This window comes from Patescibacteria group bacterium, assembly GCA_041664365.1.
Taxonomy (GTDB): domain Bacteria; phylum Patescibacteriota; class Patescibacteriia; order UM-FILTER-42-10; family UM-FILTER-42-10; genus JAHJEX01.
Map to the genome: position 1 here is coordinate 1 of JBAYKW010000008.1, position 16,101 is coordinate 16,101.

Genomic DNA, 16,101 nt, shown 5'->3' on the forward strand with positions numbered 1-16,101 from the left:
TCCTGTACCATTCGGTACAGGTTTGTCTCGCTTCAACCCTTCAATTCCTAGTTTTAATATAGCGAATCGCGGTAGAAATATTACTAGCTTATAAAATATTTGTGGTACCGCCTAGGGGAATTGAACCCCTGTTTTCAGGATGAAAACCTAATGTCCTAACCACTAGACGAAGGCGGCATAAGCATACTTAACGTATCCTATCGGAAAATATATTTTTCGTCAATGGTCAGGGAAAGTGTTATAATACTTCCATGATTTACAATATTTTAGTATTTATTCAATTTGCTTTATTGCTGGTGGCAATCGGAATGGTTTTTTATATGGGCTATGTAATGCAGAGTTTTAAAAATCCTGTTCCCTACGTTCCGACAAACCGGAAGACAATTAGAAAAATGATTGAAGCAGCCGGGATAAAAAATGGAGATCGGATTATCGATATAGGGAGCGGTACCGGAAGGATAGTGTTCGCCGTTGCCAAAAAGCATGACGGGGAAGTAATCGGGATTGAAAAATCGCCGATTTTGTATTTAATCTCCCGATTAAAATTGCTATTTCAAAATAAAAAGAAAATAAAATTTGTTAAGGGTGATTTTACCCAATATCCCCTGAATGGGATCAATATTGTTATGTGCTTTTTAACACCGGAGGGGCTTTCAATTATTGAAAAAAAATTAACTGATGAACTTTCAGCCGGAGCAAAAATTGTATCTCATTTGTTTCCGTTAAAAAATGCAACTGGTTTTAAAGAGACTAAAGTTTTGCTTAATAAGAAAAAGAAACCAAGTTACCTTTTTATATATAATAAATTGTAATAAAGAGTTTATTAAATAAAAAAAGGGAGAAACTGGACGGTTCAATTTACTCCCCGGAGCGTAATCCGCCGGTTGGCGGGAGGCTCGGTGTCGAGTTTGTGTTTGCGCCCGCATTTCGGGCACTGTTTGGGTGCGTTAAGGATCCATCCGCAAGGACACGTAATCCATTCCCCGATGTGCCGGGGAGTTTCGTTTGGTGCTTGCTTTAGCGCACTCATGGTTGACCTCCCGGGATCGTGGGGTAGAGAAGGAGCAGGCTATTTTGGAAACCCAATGCTAGCACGGATTATTAACATAGTCAATGGCCTAAGAAATAAAAAAAGGCGGGAAGAGATGTATCGAAACTTCATTCTTCGCCGCCGTGGAGCTATTTGGTCCTGCATGTGCACCCGTCCTGGCCTTGAGGTATCAGGGCTCGGCACTCATGACACTGCCGGTAGAGCGGCAGGTCAAAAGCGGACAGAGCGGTCTGACATTCCGGACAGATCGGCTTTTCTGCCTGTACCGGATGCTTACACTCCGGATTCGGGCAGACCCTGTAGAGTTGTCTGTGTGGCATTACTTACACCCCCTTTCAAGGATGCGGCTTGCTCGCGTCCCAAGCCATGTTTTGGGATTGGGACAGTAGAGATTAGCCCAATATGTAATATTTGTCAATCCTCCCATTATATTTTATAATATAGTTATAAATAAATATAAATAGGAGGTTGGTTTCATGCCAAAAATAAAATCACAATCTTCAGATAAACTAGTGACGGATGATATTGCGGAGGAAGAGTTCTGGGCGGATGCTGTCAAAGAACAGCAAAACGATTCAATTACGGATTCTCCGGAAGTCGATCATGGCGGTTGGTTAGAAGAAAATTATGACGGTCAATTATCAGTTGATGTCTATCAGACTGAAGATTCAATTATTATCAAATCAACGATCGCCGGAGTTAAATCAGAGGATATTGATATCTCCATCAATAATGACATGGTTACAATCCGCGGTCTGCGCCAAAAACAGGAAGAAGTGGCAAAGGAGGATTACTTCTACCAGGAATGTTATTGGGGAGGGTTTTCCCGCTCGATTATTCTTCCGGTTGAAGTGAAAGAGGATAAGGTTGACGCGGAATTAGAAAATGGAATTTTAACAGTCGTTCTTCCCAGAGCTATCAAGACTAAGGCTACAAGTATTAAGGTTAAAGAAAAAAAGTAGTAGCGTGTCTATAAATTCCGATTCAGATACTGAATAGGAATTTAGGGGAATAATATTTATGTCTGGATGCGTATTAGCCCAGAATTCGTTTAGTTGTGGATGTAAGACTACAGTAATTTGAGATAATTTATGCCAGAAAAAAAAAGCAAAAAGAAAAAAGAGACTGCTGAAAAGAAAACTAACAAGCAAAAAAGAAAGAGTCATCTCCCGGCGATATTTACAGTTTTGATATGTATCGTTGTTTTTTTTGTTGCTGCCGTCGCAGTTTATTCGAATCTTTATGAACAGAAGATATACCCCGGTGTTTCGGTAGGACAAAAAAAATTACAGGGTTTATCTTACATGGAAGGAATAGATCAAATTGAAAATGCAATAATTGGTATTGAAGATGAGGGTTTGGTGTTTATTTATCAAGATACGGAATTGGTCTTAGACTCTAAAATGACAAGCATTGAAAGTGGTGTTGAATATGAAATATTCTATTTTGATGGTAATACGATGATTGATGAAGCATATCTGACGGGAAGAAGAGGATCATATTTGAATAAGCTCAGGGATCAATTAGCAGCGCTCATGTTCGGAAGAGATATCCCTGTCGAATACTTTTTAGATTTGAGTAAAGTTGAGATTGTTTTGAAAGAAAAATTTTCACAATTTGAATCGCCCCATATTGATGCATCTTTGGCAGTGAATGATGATTTATCCTTCTCAATTACGAAGGAGCAGTCGGGAAAGGTATTTGATTATGATTTAATAATGAATGAGGTAAAAAATAAATTTGTATCACTTCAGCCGGGATCAATAAACATGGAATTAATATTTGATCCGATTCAGATAACACAAAAACAAGCCACTGCATTTTTATCTGATGCGGAAAAAATAGCAAAGTATGCACCGTTTAAAATAAATTACGATGACAAAGCCTGGGAAATTTCGGAAGAAGAATTCCGCGAATGGTTAAACTTTCTACCCGATGCTCAGTCAGGAATCAAAATCGGGTTAGACGGAGAAACAGTTGGAAAATATCTTGATACTTTGCGCGAAGTAGTGGATATCCCGGTATCGGATGGTAAATTCAGAATGGAGGCGGACAGAGTTGTGGAATTCCAGGGCAGTAGACCGGGGGTAATTATTGATTCAGAAAAAACGATACAGAAAATTACCGAAGATATTATTAACAATAGCGGTAAAGAAACAAGCCTGGTTGTTAAAACTGAAGAACCGGAAATTTCTGTCGGCAATGTAAATGATCTTGGGATCAAAGAACTGATTGGTACGGGTAAGTCTGATTTTACCGGCAGCCCCACGAATAGAAGAGCGAATATCAAGCTGGGCGCGGAAAAGTTGAACGGGATATTAATCAAACCCGGAGAGGAATTTTCACTGCTGAAAGCCCTGGGCAGTTTTGAAGCATCCGAGGGCTGGTTGCCGGAATTGGTGATTAAAGGGAATAAAACTGTCCCTGAGCTTGGTGGTGGCGCATGCCAGTTCGGAACTACTATGTTTAGGACCGCACTGAATACCGGCCTGCCGATTACTAACCGACAAAATCACTCTTATTCGGTTTCCTACTATTTCCCCGTAGGAACGGATGCTACAATTTATGATCCGGCGCCTGATTTTAAATTTATCAATGACACAAAACATTATATTTTAATTCAAACCAAAATTGAAGAAAACATAATGACTTTTGAAATGTGGGGTACAAAAGACGGCAGGGTAGCGGAACAGACAACTCCCGTGCTTTCAAATTATGTAAGTCCCCCCGCCACAAAAATAGTGGAGACAACTGATCTTGCTCCGGGCGTGACTAAGTGCACGGAGAAGGCACATACCGGCGTAACCGCATCATTTGACTATAAGGTAACTTATGAGGAAGGTGAAGTTAAAGAACAGAATTTTACCAGCAAATATAAGCCTTGGCAGGAGGTGTGTTTGAAAGGGGTGGAAAAGTTAAGTGAAGAACCTAAGCCAGAATAGCGATGGATCCAAATGAATATCTGAAAGGGAAGTTAGAGACTTGCGCTCAAACCGAGTTAAGACCTGTTGATCGCGAGTTTTTTAAATTGTACGGCGTACAGGATTTTATTTATCGGATGCTCATGCTTAAGAAATTCAGAAAATGGAAAACAAGTGACGAATATGCCGGTGAAATAAAAAAATCGATAACTTATGCAGTTGCAAAAAATGAACCATTCGAACTTTCCTGGTTTTTTGGTGGTTATAAGCTTTGGCGTTTTCCGTCCGCTCCGCTAGTTGATTGGGCGGAACTATTTACAATTTCATATCTGGTAGAATATGCATCGATGATTGCAAAAGTGTATGAACCGGGAATTAAAATTGTTTTCTGGGCAGCTCATCCTTCAGTTATGAAACTCCAGAGTAATATTCCGGAAAATGATTGTCAGGAGTATCGCGATTCATTTGATAATCTGCTTAGTATAATTCATCCTTATTTACCGATAAATTTGAAAGTTGAATTAAAGTCGTTTGAATCTCTGTATCCGAATAATGGAGAATATCAGGCAGAACTTAATCAAATGATTATGGATGTTGAAAATGAATATAAAAACGGATGGACAGCTGAAAGAAAGGATAAAAAAAATGCATCATCTATTTTAAACATCCAATGGCAGGGTGCTGAGAACTGGGAGTCGCTTTCAAGTGATGAAAAAGAAGAAAAAATACGGCGGGGTCCCATAGTACATGACGGTTATTGCCGGCTTTCGAAGATCAGTCAGGCAGTACGCGGTTTAGGAAAAGTTGATTTAACTGCTACACCCATTCCGGGCGGATCGATCGCTGTTGGAACTTCTGCGTCATCAGTAACCAAGTTCTGGACCGGATTTGGCGTGTTAGAAAAGAGGGGCGATGAATATGTAGAGAGGATTCTCTCGCCTCAGCAGTTAGAATCGGTGAAAGAGATGCCACATGAGAAGATAAAAAGCAATATTGTTCCATTAAAGAATTTTGAAGAAATATGGATATTCAACAATGAAATAAATTTTTCATTGAAATGATAAAAACAGATAAAAATTTCAAAATTTTAGGATTCTTGATGCCCTGGTTTTTATATTTTGTAATATATGGTACTTTATGTTTCACCGGTCGAAGTTCTTTGTATAAAAGCAATGTTTGTGTTGAAGAACCGATGATCAATTACTATTGGGCGGTCATTCTTGCTACAATTATGGGTCTCTTTTTTTCTTTCCCAAAATCTAAATTATTCACATGGTTCTTAAGTGCTACAAAATATTTTAGAAATGCCAAAAGCAAAAATAAATTTTACTATCAGTTAAAGTCATACATCAATACATTTTTTTGGTCTTTTATCATTATTCTAATATTTTTTTCGCCGTCTTATCTGTATGTTACGAGTAAACGCGGTCCATATTCGTATTTTTTAATAGTTTCTGTATTTTCAATAATTTATGCAACTGCAGACGCGTTTGTGCCTTTATTTAGAAAGTTTCTTCTTAGAAAGAAAAAGTAATTTTATAGCATTAATTGTCTCTCTGAACAAATCAATTTTTAAGGATAAAAAGCAAAAACCCCGCAAATTTGTGGGGTTTTGATAATATCCATTGAACTGCGCTCAAGAGAATTCATCAGAGGAAAGTTCTAGGTAAACCCAGAAAAAACCTAAAGATGAGTTCCCATGCTTGTCGTGAGCGCAGATTAAAAGATACTATCTATAAAGGTGAAGATTTGTCACCTTTTTTAAGGCAACAGAGTAGGATATCATATTAGATATAACTTGTCAAGGGGGGTAGGAAGTGATAAGATTTTGGTGTAACTTTACTCAAAAAGACACTAATGGAAGCGGAAAAAATAATTACAGCCAAAGATAAACCGGAGGATAAAACACTGGATCTGACATTGAGACCGCGCGCGCTCAGTGAGTTTGTCGGGCAGGAAAAAATCAAAAAAAACCTCCAAATATTTATGCAGGCAGCTCAGCAAAGAAAAGAGGCGATTGAGCATACTTTGGTTTATGGTCCTCCGGGAATCGGTAAAACAACCCTGGCGCATATTATTGCAAATGAAATGGGGGTAAACATCCGTGTTACTTCGGGACCGGCGATAGAACGTGCGGGAGATCTGGGTGCGATTCTAACCAACTTGAATGACGGAGATATTTTATTTATTGATGAGATCCACCGACTACCAAGGATTGTGGAAGAAACATTATATCCGGCGATGGAAGATTATTCTTTGGATATAGTTGTCGGCAAAGGACCGGCGGCGCGGACGCTTCGCCTGGATCTGCCTCAGTTTACGATTATCGGTACGACAACCAGAGCCAGTCTGTTATCTGCTCCGCTCCGTGACCGTTTCGGCATTACATACCGGTTAGATGAATATACCGACAAACATATGGAAGAAATATTGAGAAGGTCGGCAAAAATATTAGGGATTGATGTTCTGCCCGGCGCTCTGGAAGAAATCGCGAAGCGATCAAGACGCATTCCGCGCATTGCCAACCGTATTCTGAAGAGAGTAAGAGATTTTGCGCAGGTTGAATCACGAGAAAAAATTGATAAAGAAATAGCGCAGGACGCGCTCAGCCGTCTTGAGATTGATCCTTTAGGCTTAGATGTCGTGGATCGCAGGATACTTGAGACAATTATCAAAAAGTTTAACGGCGGGCCGGTGGGGATAAACACTATTGCCGCCGCAACCAGTGAAGAAAAAGAAACGATCGAAGAAATCTACGAACCGTTTCTGCTTCAGATGGGATTTATCGCCCGAACGGCCAGAGGCAGAGTAATAACGGAGCAGGCTTATAAACATCTGGGCATAGATTTACCGGGTGATTATCAAAATAAATTGATTTGAAGCGAGAATGACCTTCCCACTTTATGTATTACTAATAGGATATGCGGTAGTAATTTTCATATATTTAATTTTTAGCGCAATTTTGTTGTATCACATATTCCGTTTTGGGTATTGGGACTCGTCAACCAAGCTGATGGTTTTTCTTTATTTTGCCGGCTCACTGGTAATTTTTATTTCAACATTCATTTTCTCCATTGATATTGACTGGTCTGAATCAATTACGCTATTCTCTAATATCCAGTTTAATTTTTCTTTCAACTAACCTATGGATCCATTTAAATATTTTCCAGACAAGAGGCCAAACGAGGAGATCGTTTTGTTGCTGAGAAGACACTGGCACGAAATAATAGGGTATTTTCTTGTCTTGATTTTGGAGATTGTTCTGCCGATAATTATTTTTATAGTATTTTTAAGATTTACGGAATTTGTCTGGGATAAGGATTCACCAATATCCGTACTGATATTTTTCAGTGCAAGCTCATATTACTTATTTATTTGGCTTTTCTTTTTCCATCATTGGATCGACTATTATTTGGACGTGTGGGTAGTAACTGACCAAAGAATTATTAATATTGAACAAAAAGCACTTTTTTCCAGGACTGTCTCAGAATTGAATATGAGTACGATACAGGATGTTACCAGTGAGGTGAAAGGAAAGCTGGCGACCATACTGAAATTTGGCGATGTCCATATTCAAACTGCAGCGGAAGAAAAGCGTTTTGTTTTTGAAAAAATTCCGAATCCCCAGGAAGTAGCAACAAAAATCACTGAACTTCATAGATTGGCAGAGCATAAGAACGGCTTAAATAATCCGACCAGCCAGTTGCAAAATGATCAATCGGAAGCTAAAGACAATGTATCTCAAACATTTTAACTACCTACTTCCTAATAAGCATATAGCGCAAAAGCCCGTTAATCCTCGAGACCACTCGAGACTTTTAGTTTTGGATAAAAATAGCGGAGAATTACAGCACAAGCATTTTTACGATATTTCGGAGTTTTTAAACAAAGGGGATGTCGTTGTCATGAATAACTCCAAGGTAATCCCAGCTAGGTTGCTTGGACAAAAAGAAACCGGCGGGAAGATGGAGATATTTCTTCTGAACAAGGTTGGTAAGGGGCTGTGGGAAGTACTGGTCGGTGGGAAAGGGCAGAAAGAAAATTTAACTGTTTTATTTCCGAAAAATTTAAAAGCAACGCTGATTGAAAGGAAGGAGGGCGGGACCTGGATTGTAAGTTTTAATAAAAAAGGTGAGGAGTTTGAAAAACTGTACAAAAAAATCGGTGAAGCTCCGGTACCGCCATACATTAAAGAGAAATCTGATCTGAAAAAATACCAAACGGTGTACGCAAAGAAAGAAGGTTCAGTTGCTGCCCCGACCGCCGGCTTTCATTTTACCAAAGGATTAATCAACAGCCTGAAAAGGAAAGGGGTAGAATTCCAGGAGGTTACCCTGCACGTGGGACTGGGTACGTTCCAGCCGGTAAAGGTATCCGATATTACCAAACATAAAATGCATCCGGAGTTTGTTGATGTACCAAAAGAAACATTGGCAAAGTTATGGCAGGCTAAGAAAGATGGACGCAGAATTATTGCGGTCGGTACAACTAGCGTACGTGTATTGGAAACGGTTATGGCCGAATTGAAGAATAAAAAAAATCCCCCAAAGGAATCTTTCAAAGCATGGGTGAATATTTTTATTTATCCCGGATTCAAGTTCAAATTTGTGGATGCTATGATCACTAATTTTCATCTGCCGGAATCAACTCTGCTGATGCTGGTATCCGCTTTTGCCGGCAGGAAGAATATCCTGCGTGCATATGAGATTGCCAAGGAAAAAAACTATCGTTTTTATAGTTTTGGTGATGCGATGCTGATTAAATAAGAATCAATAAGAAAGAAGCCGCGATTTCGAAATCGCGACTTCGTTTACTTAATTTAGGCATTTAAACTCCGAATTTCAATTTACTATAGGTGTAATATAGGCTGTGTACGGGGTAATTGGTGATGTATTCTAAAAAAAATTAGCGGTTGGGTTAAGTGGTCGGTGGAAAGTAATGCCGTTATTGGCAGGTTTATTTTTAAACTCTTGGTCCGTTAATGTTATGCGTATACCATATTCATTATCAATAAATTCATATTTATCAAAATAATTTATACCCTCTTTATTACCAACCTCTATATTAGGGTCTTCTTTTTGATTTATATAAATATCAATTATTCGGCCTTGTTTTAAATTGAATTTATTAGGGATAATAAAGTAACCTGGTATAATTTGGTTGTTAAAAGTATGCAGGGAATCCAAATCAAATATAATGATTTTTAAAATATTAATAGGGATTTTTGATTTGATACCTGGTAATTTTTTTATTTGTAGTATATGGCCATTCTTAGATTTAAAATGGGATACACCTGATATATAATGGTAAGTAAATTCTATAAGTTCTATATTTAAACGTTTAAATTGTTTATAGTAGTTGTCAATAATTTCACTAGACTTATCTACGTCATATAATGCTCCTCCAAATTTATTTTTTGGGAAACATATTTTTACATAAGGCTCCTTGTGTTTATCGGATTCACTTAGTATGTTAAATATTTTAAATAAATTATTTTGATCATCTTTGATTAATAATCTATCTATTTTTATCATATATTTTTATTTCTTATAATGCTGAATAATCTGATTAGTAGTCTCTGAAATGTTTAATGATCCATCTACGGAAAGCCACGATAAATTTTCTTGTATCACTTGTTCTTTTAAGATACGTGCAGACGCAATATCTCTTTGCATCCAATTGCGCCATGCTAATTTTCTATCTGAAGTTTTAGCAAGGACATTGTTTATCCAGGGTCGTTTACTGTAGTTGTGTAATTGGAACTCTTTGGTAGCTATTAAATAGTATACATGTTGAGGTGATGCCAGCAATGGAGCAAGGGTGTGCGGAGATACATATCCATCAAATAGCAAAGGCCTTTTGTCTTCTTTCAGACATTGCTTCAAATCTTCTTTAATTAACTCAAATTCTTCATCTGAAAATGATTCTTCTGTAGCAATTTGTTCTTCGAGAGGTCGAAGCCAAAGATCATCACCAGTAATTCGGGAGATTTTGTAAAAGGTAGGATGTTCTGTGGGGGATGCTTTTTCACGGTGTTGATCTATCCATTCATCAGAGTGATATACATTCCAATTCAGACGTTCTGCAATCAAAGAAGAGATCGTAGTTTTTCCAGAACAAACTGATCCGCTAAGCCAGTACATTCGGGAAAAATCTTTCTTTGTAAACATATTTTTTAAATCAGATATTCTTATCATTTTTTATTTCATCACCAGTTGCGACACATTCTATTTCAATGCGAGCTCCTAATGGTAAGGCTTGAACTGCCAGGGCAATTCTAGTGGGTAAAATGTCTTTAAATTTAGCAGTATATATTTCGTTTACTTTAGCATATTCAGCCATATCAATTAAATATATACGCACTTTGGTTAAATTATCTAAAGTCCAACCAACTTCAGATAAAATAGCTTCTATATTATTAAATGTTTGTTTTGTTTCTATCTCAATTCCACCTTCTACTAATTTTCCCGTATCTATGCTGATGCCAATTTGACCGGAAATCTCCAATCTATACTTTGAAGATTCTAAAATTGCTTGAGAATATAACTTTGGTGCTACTGGCGCTTTAGATGATGTAATTGTTTTTTTCATATTATTTGGTTATTGAATTTCGCCTAAGAGGTTGTTTACACACCTATTGGCATCATAGCCAACATTAGCTAAAAAGTAAATAATTTTTTTAATTAAAATACAAAGAAAAAAACTATCGTTTCTATAGTTTCGGGGATGCGATGCTGATTAAATAAAAACAGCCCAAGTGAGGGACGTGTGTGGGTGGTTATAGAGGAAGAAGATTATCTTGAAAAATTATCTAATTTCTTCAAATCTTCTTTATTCATTTGCCAGTCTGCTGAAGTAGCAATTTCTTGTAAGTGTTCTAAATTTAATGCTTTCGGTATTGTGATTACCCCTTGTTTTGATACTAGCCAATTCAACGCTATTTGGGCTTTTGTCTTGCCGTATTTTTTTGATAATTGTTCAAGAATAGGAAAGTCAGTATTAAATAAATCTCCTCTGGCAAAAGGGCGATAAGCTATAATAAGTATATTATTATTTTGACAGAATGGAATTATATCAGATTCCATATTAGCAGTATTTTGCCCCACATTTCTAGTTATTAAATTGTATTCAATCTGGTTGGCCACTATTTTATTTTGACTGAATTTTTGTGCTTCTTTTAACTGTAAAACAGAAAAATTGCTCACTCCTATAAATTTAGTTTTATTAGTTTCTACTAAATGATTCATAGCTCGCATACTATTTTCTATTGAGAAATCTGGGTTTGAAGAATGAATTAAGTATAAATCAACATAAGGGGTATCAAGTCTCATCAGACTATCGTCCATTGCTTTTATTATTCCATCATAACTTAAGTTTTCCTTAGCTACTTTGGTTGTAATAAACAATCTTTTTCTATCAAAACTTTTTATTGCTTGACCTACCAATTCTTCAGTGTGTCCTTGGGCATATATTTCAGCTGTATCGATATGCGTCAACCCAAGTTTTATAGCATTTTCTAAAGCTTCAATACATTTCTGATCATTATTATATTTTGGTGTTAAATCTCCACCCATTCCCCAAGTACCAATACCGATTACTGGTATCTGTATTGCAGATGTGACGTTTGCAAATTTCATCTTTTATAAGTTAATCTTATTTTCATTCGTGTCGGATATACGATGATGGATGATGTTAAAAGACTCGTTATTATAGCAATTTAAAATAATCATCAACATTGTTTATTGCCTCTTCTAAAGTATTATACCTTACTACTTTTATATTAGAGTTTCCACTTATCATCGCTGATAATCTTTTATCGGCCTGCTCTCTATACAAACACAATATTTTTTTATCTATATTTTCAGCTTTACCAATTTCATAGCCAATACCAAGCGAAGGGGTTGATACTTCAGCAATTATAACATCAGCTTCTTTCACCCATGCCATATCACGATTATAGATAAGTTCATCGGTAATGTCTTCACCTACACTAGTGAGATTTTTATCACCAAGGTGTTCGGTTAAAACTTGGCCGTATGTAGCGAGGTGTTGGATTAATTTAAAATATAAATCCATATCATCCCTACCACCACGTATTGATCCAGCAAAATAAATTTTCATATCTTTTTAATATCTTGTTTATTTAAAGGGGTTATGAGTCTTTCAATTTTTCCTAATACTGTATTTACGCATCTGTTAACAGCATAGCCAAAATTAGCTTAAAAGTAAATTAAATTACAGTTCACATTTTTAATACTAAGATGATCTATAAATATTTTTTATTGCCTTTTCCCAAACCACTGCATGAGTCGCGCCCGCGGTTACTAAAATATTTTTATGACCACTTTTTTTAGCATCCAAAATAACATCAATTGCGTTATTATCTCTCATAGTATTCATATCGTGAGCTACGGAGTCTGGTGAAGGATCGGAAGATTTTGTAAATAAATCTTGATCTTTCGCACGAAGAGCTTCATTCTGCGACCTGGATGCTAATTCATTAAATGGTAATCCGGCTTCTTTTTCAACTACTTCGGCAATTTTTTCTGAAGTTAAGTCTAGATATTTTTCTACTCCCGGAACCGCAAATAAAATCAGGTCATATAAAGCTTCCAAGGATGGTTCTTTGCCATCTTCATACAATTTTCTCATTCCATAAGTTGCCAGCCATGTTATTGCTTCGGTGGTGTTATGCTTTAATTCATTGTTTTCAGCTTTTATATTTAAGACAGCCTTTAATTGGTCTAAGCCCGAGATATCCCATGATTGAACTTTGAATCCTTGTTTTCTGGCTAGCCAGGTAAAATATAATTGTTCCTGTCGATCTATTATTTCTTTAGGATCCATTGCCGATATTTCATCAATTGTTTTTCCTGGAAAATATGTTTCCAGTGTGCTAGCCACCTCGGTTAAAACAAGATCAGGATTGATTTCAGCAAGTGTTTTTTCAAAATCATGGATCTTTTGTAATTGATTTGTATGTTTTCTGCCATCAATAAAAATATTTTCCTCGCCGTTTGTTGCCGAATAAGCATATCTATCTTCATATTTTATTTTTTCCACTTCATCGGGACTTCGAAGCAGACTTTTTGGATCACTCACAGTTTCATCTATAGATGAGCCCTGTTCCGTAGATTGCGTTTCCTTTCGTGTTCCAAATTCCATGATTTTATTAATAAATATAGTAATTTATTACTTCTTCACCTAATAGTGTATTTGAGTACCTGTTAACAGCATAGCCAAAATTAGCTTAAAAGTAAATAATTTATTAATCAAATTGCCAAGAAAAGAAACTATCGTTTTTATAGTTTCGCCGATGTTATGCTGATTAAATAGAAAAAAGAAAGAAGTCGCGATTCGAAAATGCGACTTCTTTTATTTATAAACACTCTTTATTGATAATTCAACAATGATATTCGATAATCTATGATTATACTTATTGGACGTGTCTTCTTAGTACTTCAACACTGTTTTCATCATTAGATCCCCCTATTGAACTTTTTATCAGATCAATGAAATTAATTCTTTCATATTCTTGGGCGACACGTTCCATAATATGACCTTTTTCAGCTAACTGATGCCTTCTATCGGTTGAATCCTGATCGGCAGTCTTGCCACTATTATTTTCATCATCATTATCTAATACATCTAGCATTTCTTCAATTTCATCTTCATTAGTTGGTAGATCGTGTCCTTCAAACAAATGTTTTACAACCTCTTCCTCTATTCTTGAATACATGTCATGAATCGCTTGCTTTGGATCAGCCCCAGCATCAATTTCTTCATCGTATAATGATAACGCGGCTCGTATCATGTCAGTATTTTTTAAAGCTTCATTAACTGCCTTTTGAGCATATTTTAATGCTTGCTGATCAAGTGCCGCTTCATTTAATCTTCCTTCGAATGGATGATTCATAATTTTATTGCTTAGTTAATTATTTTTGCTGATTAATTAAACTTTTTTAGTCCTCCCACCCGCATGCGTCTGCGCATTCATTCAAACCAATTGTATCAAAACAAACGGTTTTGCCGGATTCTTCTTCGCAGAATAATTTAGTACATTTTTTAACACAGTCATTTAACTTTCGTAATTCATATACATCCTTTATATTGCCGGGATTTAATTCAATATTGTCCGCATTCTCTATGTTTTGATTAATATCTGCATTGTTCGGTTTACTGACAGACCAAATCAATATTGCGACAATGGCGAAAATAATAATAAAAAGTAATGTTTTCATGAGTTAATATTGTTTTATCAGTTCAGTCCCACGGTAGTAGTGTTTTAAAATATCTTCATATAAACTACCATTCTCTGCCATGGAACGCGCACCGTAGGCACTTAGACCGACCCCGTGCCCGAGTAATGTCCTTCCATTACATCCCGGGTCGTCAACGGAAACAAGCCAGTTGTAAGGTCCGCCGGACCAGACTTCTTCCCACGATCTGGTTCGGCCGTCAGTTTGCGAAAAATATGGTGTGACAACTATTTCATTTTCATAGGTCACCATTACTCCTTCCGTATCAATAATCGCTTGGGTAATATTCGGTGAGCGGGTTTCCAGACCGTATCCGCGGTAGACCTGGTCATTGACCGCGTCAATTGTGAAGTTTTCATCAGCATGTTTTGTACCAGTTTGGTAATGATATATTGCATAAGTACGCGCGGCTGTCAGTAGGGCTTTTAAATAATCCGGGTCATTGTCATTGCTGGCCTCGGCGATGCCTCTTAAATATGATTCCAAAGGTAATTCGTTGATAACCCATAATTTATTTGTTGCACTGGCATAGTGAATTTCTATAATTCCCCGGAAACGGTTATCGTTGAGTGATGTGTTCCACTCCGGCCGATGTTCGTAGTTGGTAATTTCCATAATTGTATCTGTGCTTTTCGGGATTGCCCGGAGCGGTAAATTTGAAATAATTGTTTCATGCGCAGTGACAAGGGAATAGCTGTTATTCTCATATTTAAGCGTAATAATACTGTCTTTAGCAAAACTGCCAATCAGTGTGTTGTTAGTATCTCTTACTTCATAGTCGCCACTTCCAGAAACTGAGACTCCGGCCGTTGTTGGATACAACCCGACTCTGATATCAGGTTCGCCGAGAGTTTCATGGACAGGTTGGACACCATTGGTCACATTTATTTTGATTTTTAACCCGCCGCTTTTTATCCAGGTAAGGTTTTCCGCAACCAGGCCAAAATTTTCTGTATAGCTTCCCAGGGTATCAGGTGCCTGCAGGGCAAAAGTAAACCGCACCTTCTCCCCGGTTTTTACGGGGACCCCCTTCATAATCGTCGGGCGATATGCAGTCGGCCAGAGGCTGTGCCGGAAGGAACTGGTTCTGCCGATCGGTTTATTGATATTCAAAGCAACGAAGTGGTTCCCATTCGGGTACCAGGTTTGAGAGCCGGTATTTTTAAACTCCACCCACGCGGTGAAAGCTTTACCGGGTTCGATATTTATCTCCTTGTTTGATTGAGCAACTAATTTTGCTGAAAAATGCGGAAGGGGATTACCGACACGCATTACGATTTCCAGATCACCACCGCTGATCCAGGTCAGGTGTTCGGCGACCAATCCGAATTTTTCCGAATATTCACCGACTACTTTCGGGGCGGTTAATGCAAAACGAAAAATTCCTGTTTCTCCCGGTTTGACGACGGACGTCTGCATTTTACTCGGACGGTAGTATGCCGGCCAAAAAACATCCCGGAAGTTACTGTTTCTTCCTGTCGGGTTGGTAACGTTTAATGCTAGGAAATTTTTTGAATTATTGTACCAGGTTTCCGTCCCGGTGTTCTTAAATTTTGCTTCAAAAGTCAGTCTTCCACCCGGGTTGATGTTTATTATTTTATAACTCTTGCTGATCAGTTCCGCCTTATATTTATTTGAAATATTATTTTCATAGCTTGATGCATTGGCAGGGAGAATCAGCTGATTATTTTCCAAATAATGACCGACTTTATTGAGAGTGAATGATGCAATTATAACAACCAAGAACACCAGTAGTAGCCAGCTTGTTTCCCGTAAAAATGATTTTTGTTTTTGTTTTTTCATTGTTTTTCAAAGAAGAAAAAAGTGCTTCATTGAACCAAAGTCAAAGCACTTCGCAGTTGTTGTGTTG

General features: G+C 37.4%; 16 protein-coding genes and 1 tRNA gene. 7 read left to right on the top strand and 10 right to left on the bottom strand.

All coding sequences use genetic code 11. The features are described 5' to 3' along the window. Nucleotides 1-102: 102 nt before the first annotated feature. A tRNA-Glu gene (locus tag WCW66_05205) sits at nucleotides 103-177 on the bottom strand. A 74-nt stretch (nucleotides 178-251) separates the two neighbouring features. On the opposite strand from WCW66_05205, the gene WCW66_05210 reads away from it, so the two are divergent. The 7 genes from WCW66_05210 to queA all read left to right on the top strand — a co-directional run bounded on the left by WCW66_05210 (nucleotide 252) and on the right by queA (nucleotide 8,738). Next, nucleotides 252-812 carry a methyltransferase domain-containing protein gene (locus WCW66_05210; protein MFA6392113.1) on the top strand — a complete coding sequence of 187 codons (561 nt, stop codon included), beginning with the start codon at nucleotides 252-254 and terminating at the stop codon, nucleotides 810-812. A gap of 715 nt (nucleotides 813-1,527) precedes the next feature. Continuing rightward, complete coding sequence (locus tag WCW66_05215; GenBank protein MFA6392114.1) at nucleotides 1,528-2,013, top strand: Hsp20/alpha crystallin family protein; 486 nt, start codon at nucleotides 1,528-1,530, stop codon at nucleotides 2,011-2,013. 129 nt (nucleotides 2,014-2,142) lie between these two features. Next, nucleotides 2,143-3,993 (top strand): VanW family protein, encoded by a 1,851-nt coding sequence (locus WCW66_05220; protein ID MFA6392115.1) that lies wholly within the window; start codon nucleotides 2,143-2,145, stop codon nucleotides 3,991-3,993. 2 nt (nucleotides 3,994-3,995) lie between these two features. Further along, the gene (locus WCW66_05225) at nucleotides 3,996-5,033 is read left to right on the top strand and encodes a hypothetical protein (protein ID MFA6392116.1); all 1,038 of its coding nucleotides are present in this window, start codon (nucleotides 3,996-3,998) and stop codon (nucleotides 5,031-5,033) included. A gap of 796 nt (nucleotides 5,034-5,829) precedes the next feature. Further along, nucleotides 5,830-6,852, top strand: coding sequence for a Holliday junction branch migration DNA helicase RuvB (ruvB, locus tag WCW66_05230; protein MFA6392117.1), 1,023 nt, complete (start codon nucleotides 5,830-5,832; stop codon nucleotides 6,850-6,852). Nucleotides 6,853-7,117: 265 nt separating this feature from the next. Continuing rightward, nucleotides 7,118-7,726: a PH domain-containing protein gene (locus tag WCW66_05235; GenBank protein ID MFA6392118.1), complete on the top strand. Its 609-nt coding sequence runs from the start codon at nucleotides 7,118-7,120 to the stop codon at nucleotides 7,724-7,726. Then, nucleotides 7,707-8,738, top strand: coding sequence for a tRNA preQ1(34) S-adenosylmethionine ribosyltransferase-isomerase QueA (gene queA, locus WCW66_05240; GenBank protein ID MFA6392119.1), 1,032 nt, complete (start codon nucleotides 7,707-7,709; stop codon nucleotides 8,736-8,738). The genes WCW66_05235 and queA overlap by 20 nt, the downstream gene beginning before the upstream one ends. 129 nt (nucleotides 8,739-8,867) lie before the next feature. Here queA and WCW66_05245 read toward each other — a convergent pair whose 3' ends face one another. From WCW66_05245 to WCW66_05285, 9 genes are all read right to left on the bottom strand, one after another. Beyond that, nucleotides 8,868-9,506, bottom strand: a complete 639-nt coding sequence (locus WCW66_05245) for a hypothetical protein (protein MFA6392120.1) — start codon at nucleotides 9,504-9,506, stop codon at nucleotides 8,868-8,870. A 6-nt stretch (nucleotides 9,507-9,512) separates the two neighbouring features. Next, nucleotides 9,513-10,142 carry a hypothetical protein gene (locus WCW66_05250; GenBank protein ID MFA6392121.1) on the bottom strand — a complete coding sequence of 210 codons (630 nt, stop codon included), beginning with the start codon at nucleotides 10,140-10,142 and terminating at the stop codon, nucleotides 9,513-9,515. A 10-nt stretch (nucleotides 10,143-10,152) separates the two neighbouring features. Next, the gene (locus WCW66_05255; GenBank protein ID MFA6392122.1) at nucleotides 10,153-10,563 is read right to left on the bottom strand and encodes a Rid family detoxifying hydrolase; all 411 of its coding nucleotides are present in this window, start codon (nucleotides 10,561-10,563) and stop codon (nucleotides 10,153-10,155) included. A gap of 203 nt (nucleotides 10,564-10,766) precedes the next feature. Then, entirely contained in the window at nucleotides 10,767-11,609 is an 843-nt protein-coding gene (locus WCW66_05260) for an aldo/keto reductase (GenBank protein MFA6392123.1), read from the bottom strand. A 70-nt stretch (nucleotides 11,610-11,679) separates the two neighbouring features. Then, entirely contained in the window at nucleotides 11,680-12,093 is a 414-nt protein-coding gene (locus WCW66_05265) for a nucleoside 2-deoxyribosyltransferase (GenBank protein MFA6392124.1), read from the bottom strand. 135 nt (nucleotides 12,094-12,228) lie between these two features. After that, nucleotides 12,229-13,137, bottom strand: coding sequence for a hypothetical protein (locus tag WCW66_05270; protein MFA6392125.1), 909 nt, complete (start codon nucleotides 13,135-13,137; stop codon nucleotides 12,229-12,231). Nucleotides 13,138-13,408: 271 nt separating this feature from the next. Further along, a complete protein-coding gene (locus tag WCW66_05275) occupies nucleotides 13,409-13,888 on the bottom strand; it encodes a hypothetical protein (protein MFA6392126.1) in 480 nt (159 codons plus the stop codon). 46 nt (nucleotides 13,889-13,934) lie between these two features. Continuing rightward, nucleotides 13,935-14,213 carry a hypothetical protein gene (locus tag WCW66_05280; protein MFA6392127.1) on the bottom strand — a complete coding sequence of 93 codons (279 nt, stop codon included), beginning with the start codon at nucleotides 14,211-14,213 and terminating at the stop codon, nucleotides 13,935-13,937. A 3-nt stretch (nucleotides 14,214-14,216) separates the two neighbouring features. Further along, entirely contained in the window at nucleotides 14,217-16,034 is a 1,818-nt protein-coding gene (locus WCW66_05285; GenBank protein MFA6392128.1) for a SpoIID/LytB domain-containing protein, read from the bottom strand. Nucleotides 16,035-16,101: the final 67 nt, after the last annotated feature.

Coding starts and splice junctions, on each gene's coding strand:
- WCW66_05210 (MFA6392113.1), top strand. CDS start 252: ATGATTTACAATATTTTAGTATTTATTCAATTTGCTTTATTGCTGGTG.
- WCW66_05215 (MFA6392114.1), top strand. CDS start 1,528: ATGCCAAAAATAAAATCACAATCTTCAGATAAACTAGTGACGGATGAT.
- WCW66_05220 (MFA6392115.1), top strand. CDS start 2,143: ATGCCAGAAAAAAAAAGCAAAAAGAAAAAAGAGACTGCTGAAAAGAAA.
- WCW66_05225 (MFA6392116.1), top strand. CDS start 3,996: ATGGATCCAAATGAATATCTGAAAGGGAAGTTAGAGACTTGCGCTCAA.
- ruvB (MFA6392117.1), top strand. CDS start 5,830: ATGGAAGCGGAAAAAATAATTACAGCCAAAGATAAACCGGAGGATAAA.
- WCW66_05235 (MFA6392118.1), top strand. CDS start 7,118: ATGGATCCATTTAAATATTTTCCAGACAAGAGGCCAAACGAGGAGATC.
- queA (MFA6392119.1), top strand. CDS start 7,707: ATGTATCTCAAACATTTTAACTACCTACTTCCTAATAAGCATATAGCG.
- WCW66_05245 (MFA6392120.1), bottom strand. CDS start 9,506: ATGATAAAAATAGATAGATTATTAATCAAAGATGATCAAAATAATTTA.
- WCW66_05250 (MFA6392121.1), bottom strand. CDS start 10,142: ATGTTTACAAAGAAAGATTTTTCCCGAATGTACTGGCTTAGCGGATCA.
- WCW66_05255 (MFA6392122.1), bottom strand. CDS start 10,563: ATGAAAAAAACAATTACATCATCTAAAGCGCCAGTAGCACCAAAGTTA.
- WCW66_05260 (MFA6392123.1), bottom strand. CDS start 11,609: ATGAAATTTGCAAACGTCACATCTGCAATACAGATACCAGTAATCGGT.
- WCW66_05265 (MFA6392124.1), bottom strand. CDS start 12,093: ATGAAAATTTATTTTGCTGGATCAATACGTGGTGGTAGGGATGATATG.
- WCW66_05270 (MFA6392125.1), bottom strand. CDS start 13,137: ATGGAATTTGGAACACGAAAGGAAACGCAATCTACGGAACAGGGCTCA.
- WCW66_05275 (MFA6392126.1), bottom strand. CDS start 13,888: ATGAATCATCCATTCGAAGGAAGATTAAATGAAGCGGCACTTGATCAG.
- WCW66_05280 (MFA6392127.1), bottom strand. CDS start 14,213: ATGAAAACATTACTTTTTATTATTATTTTCGCCATTGTCGCAATATTG.
- WCW66_05285 (MFA6392128.1), bottom strand. CDS start 16,034: ATGAAAAAACAAAAACAAAAATCATTTTTACGGGAAACAAGCTGGCTA.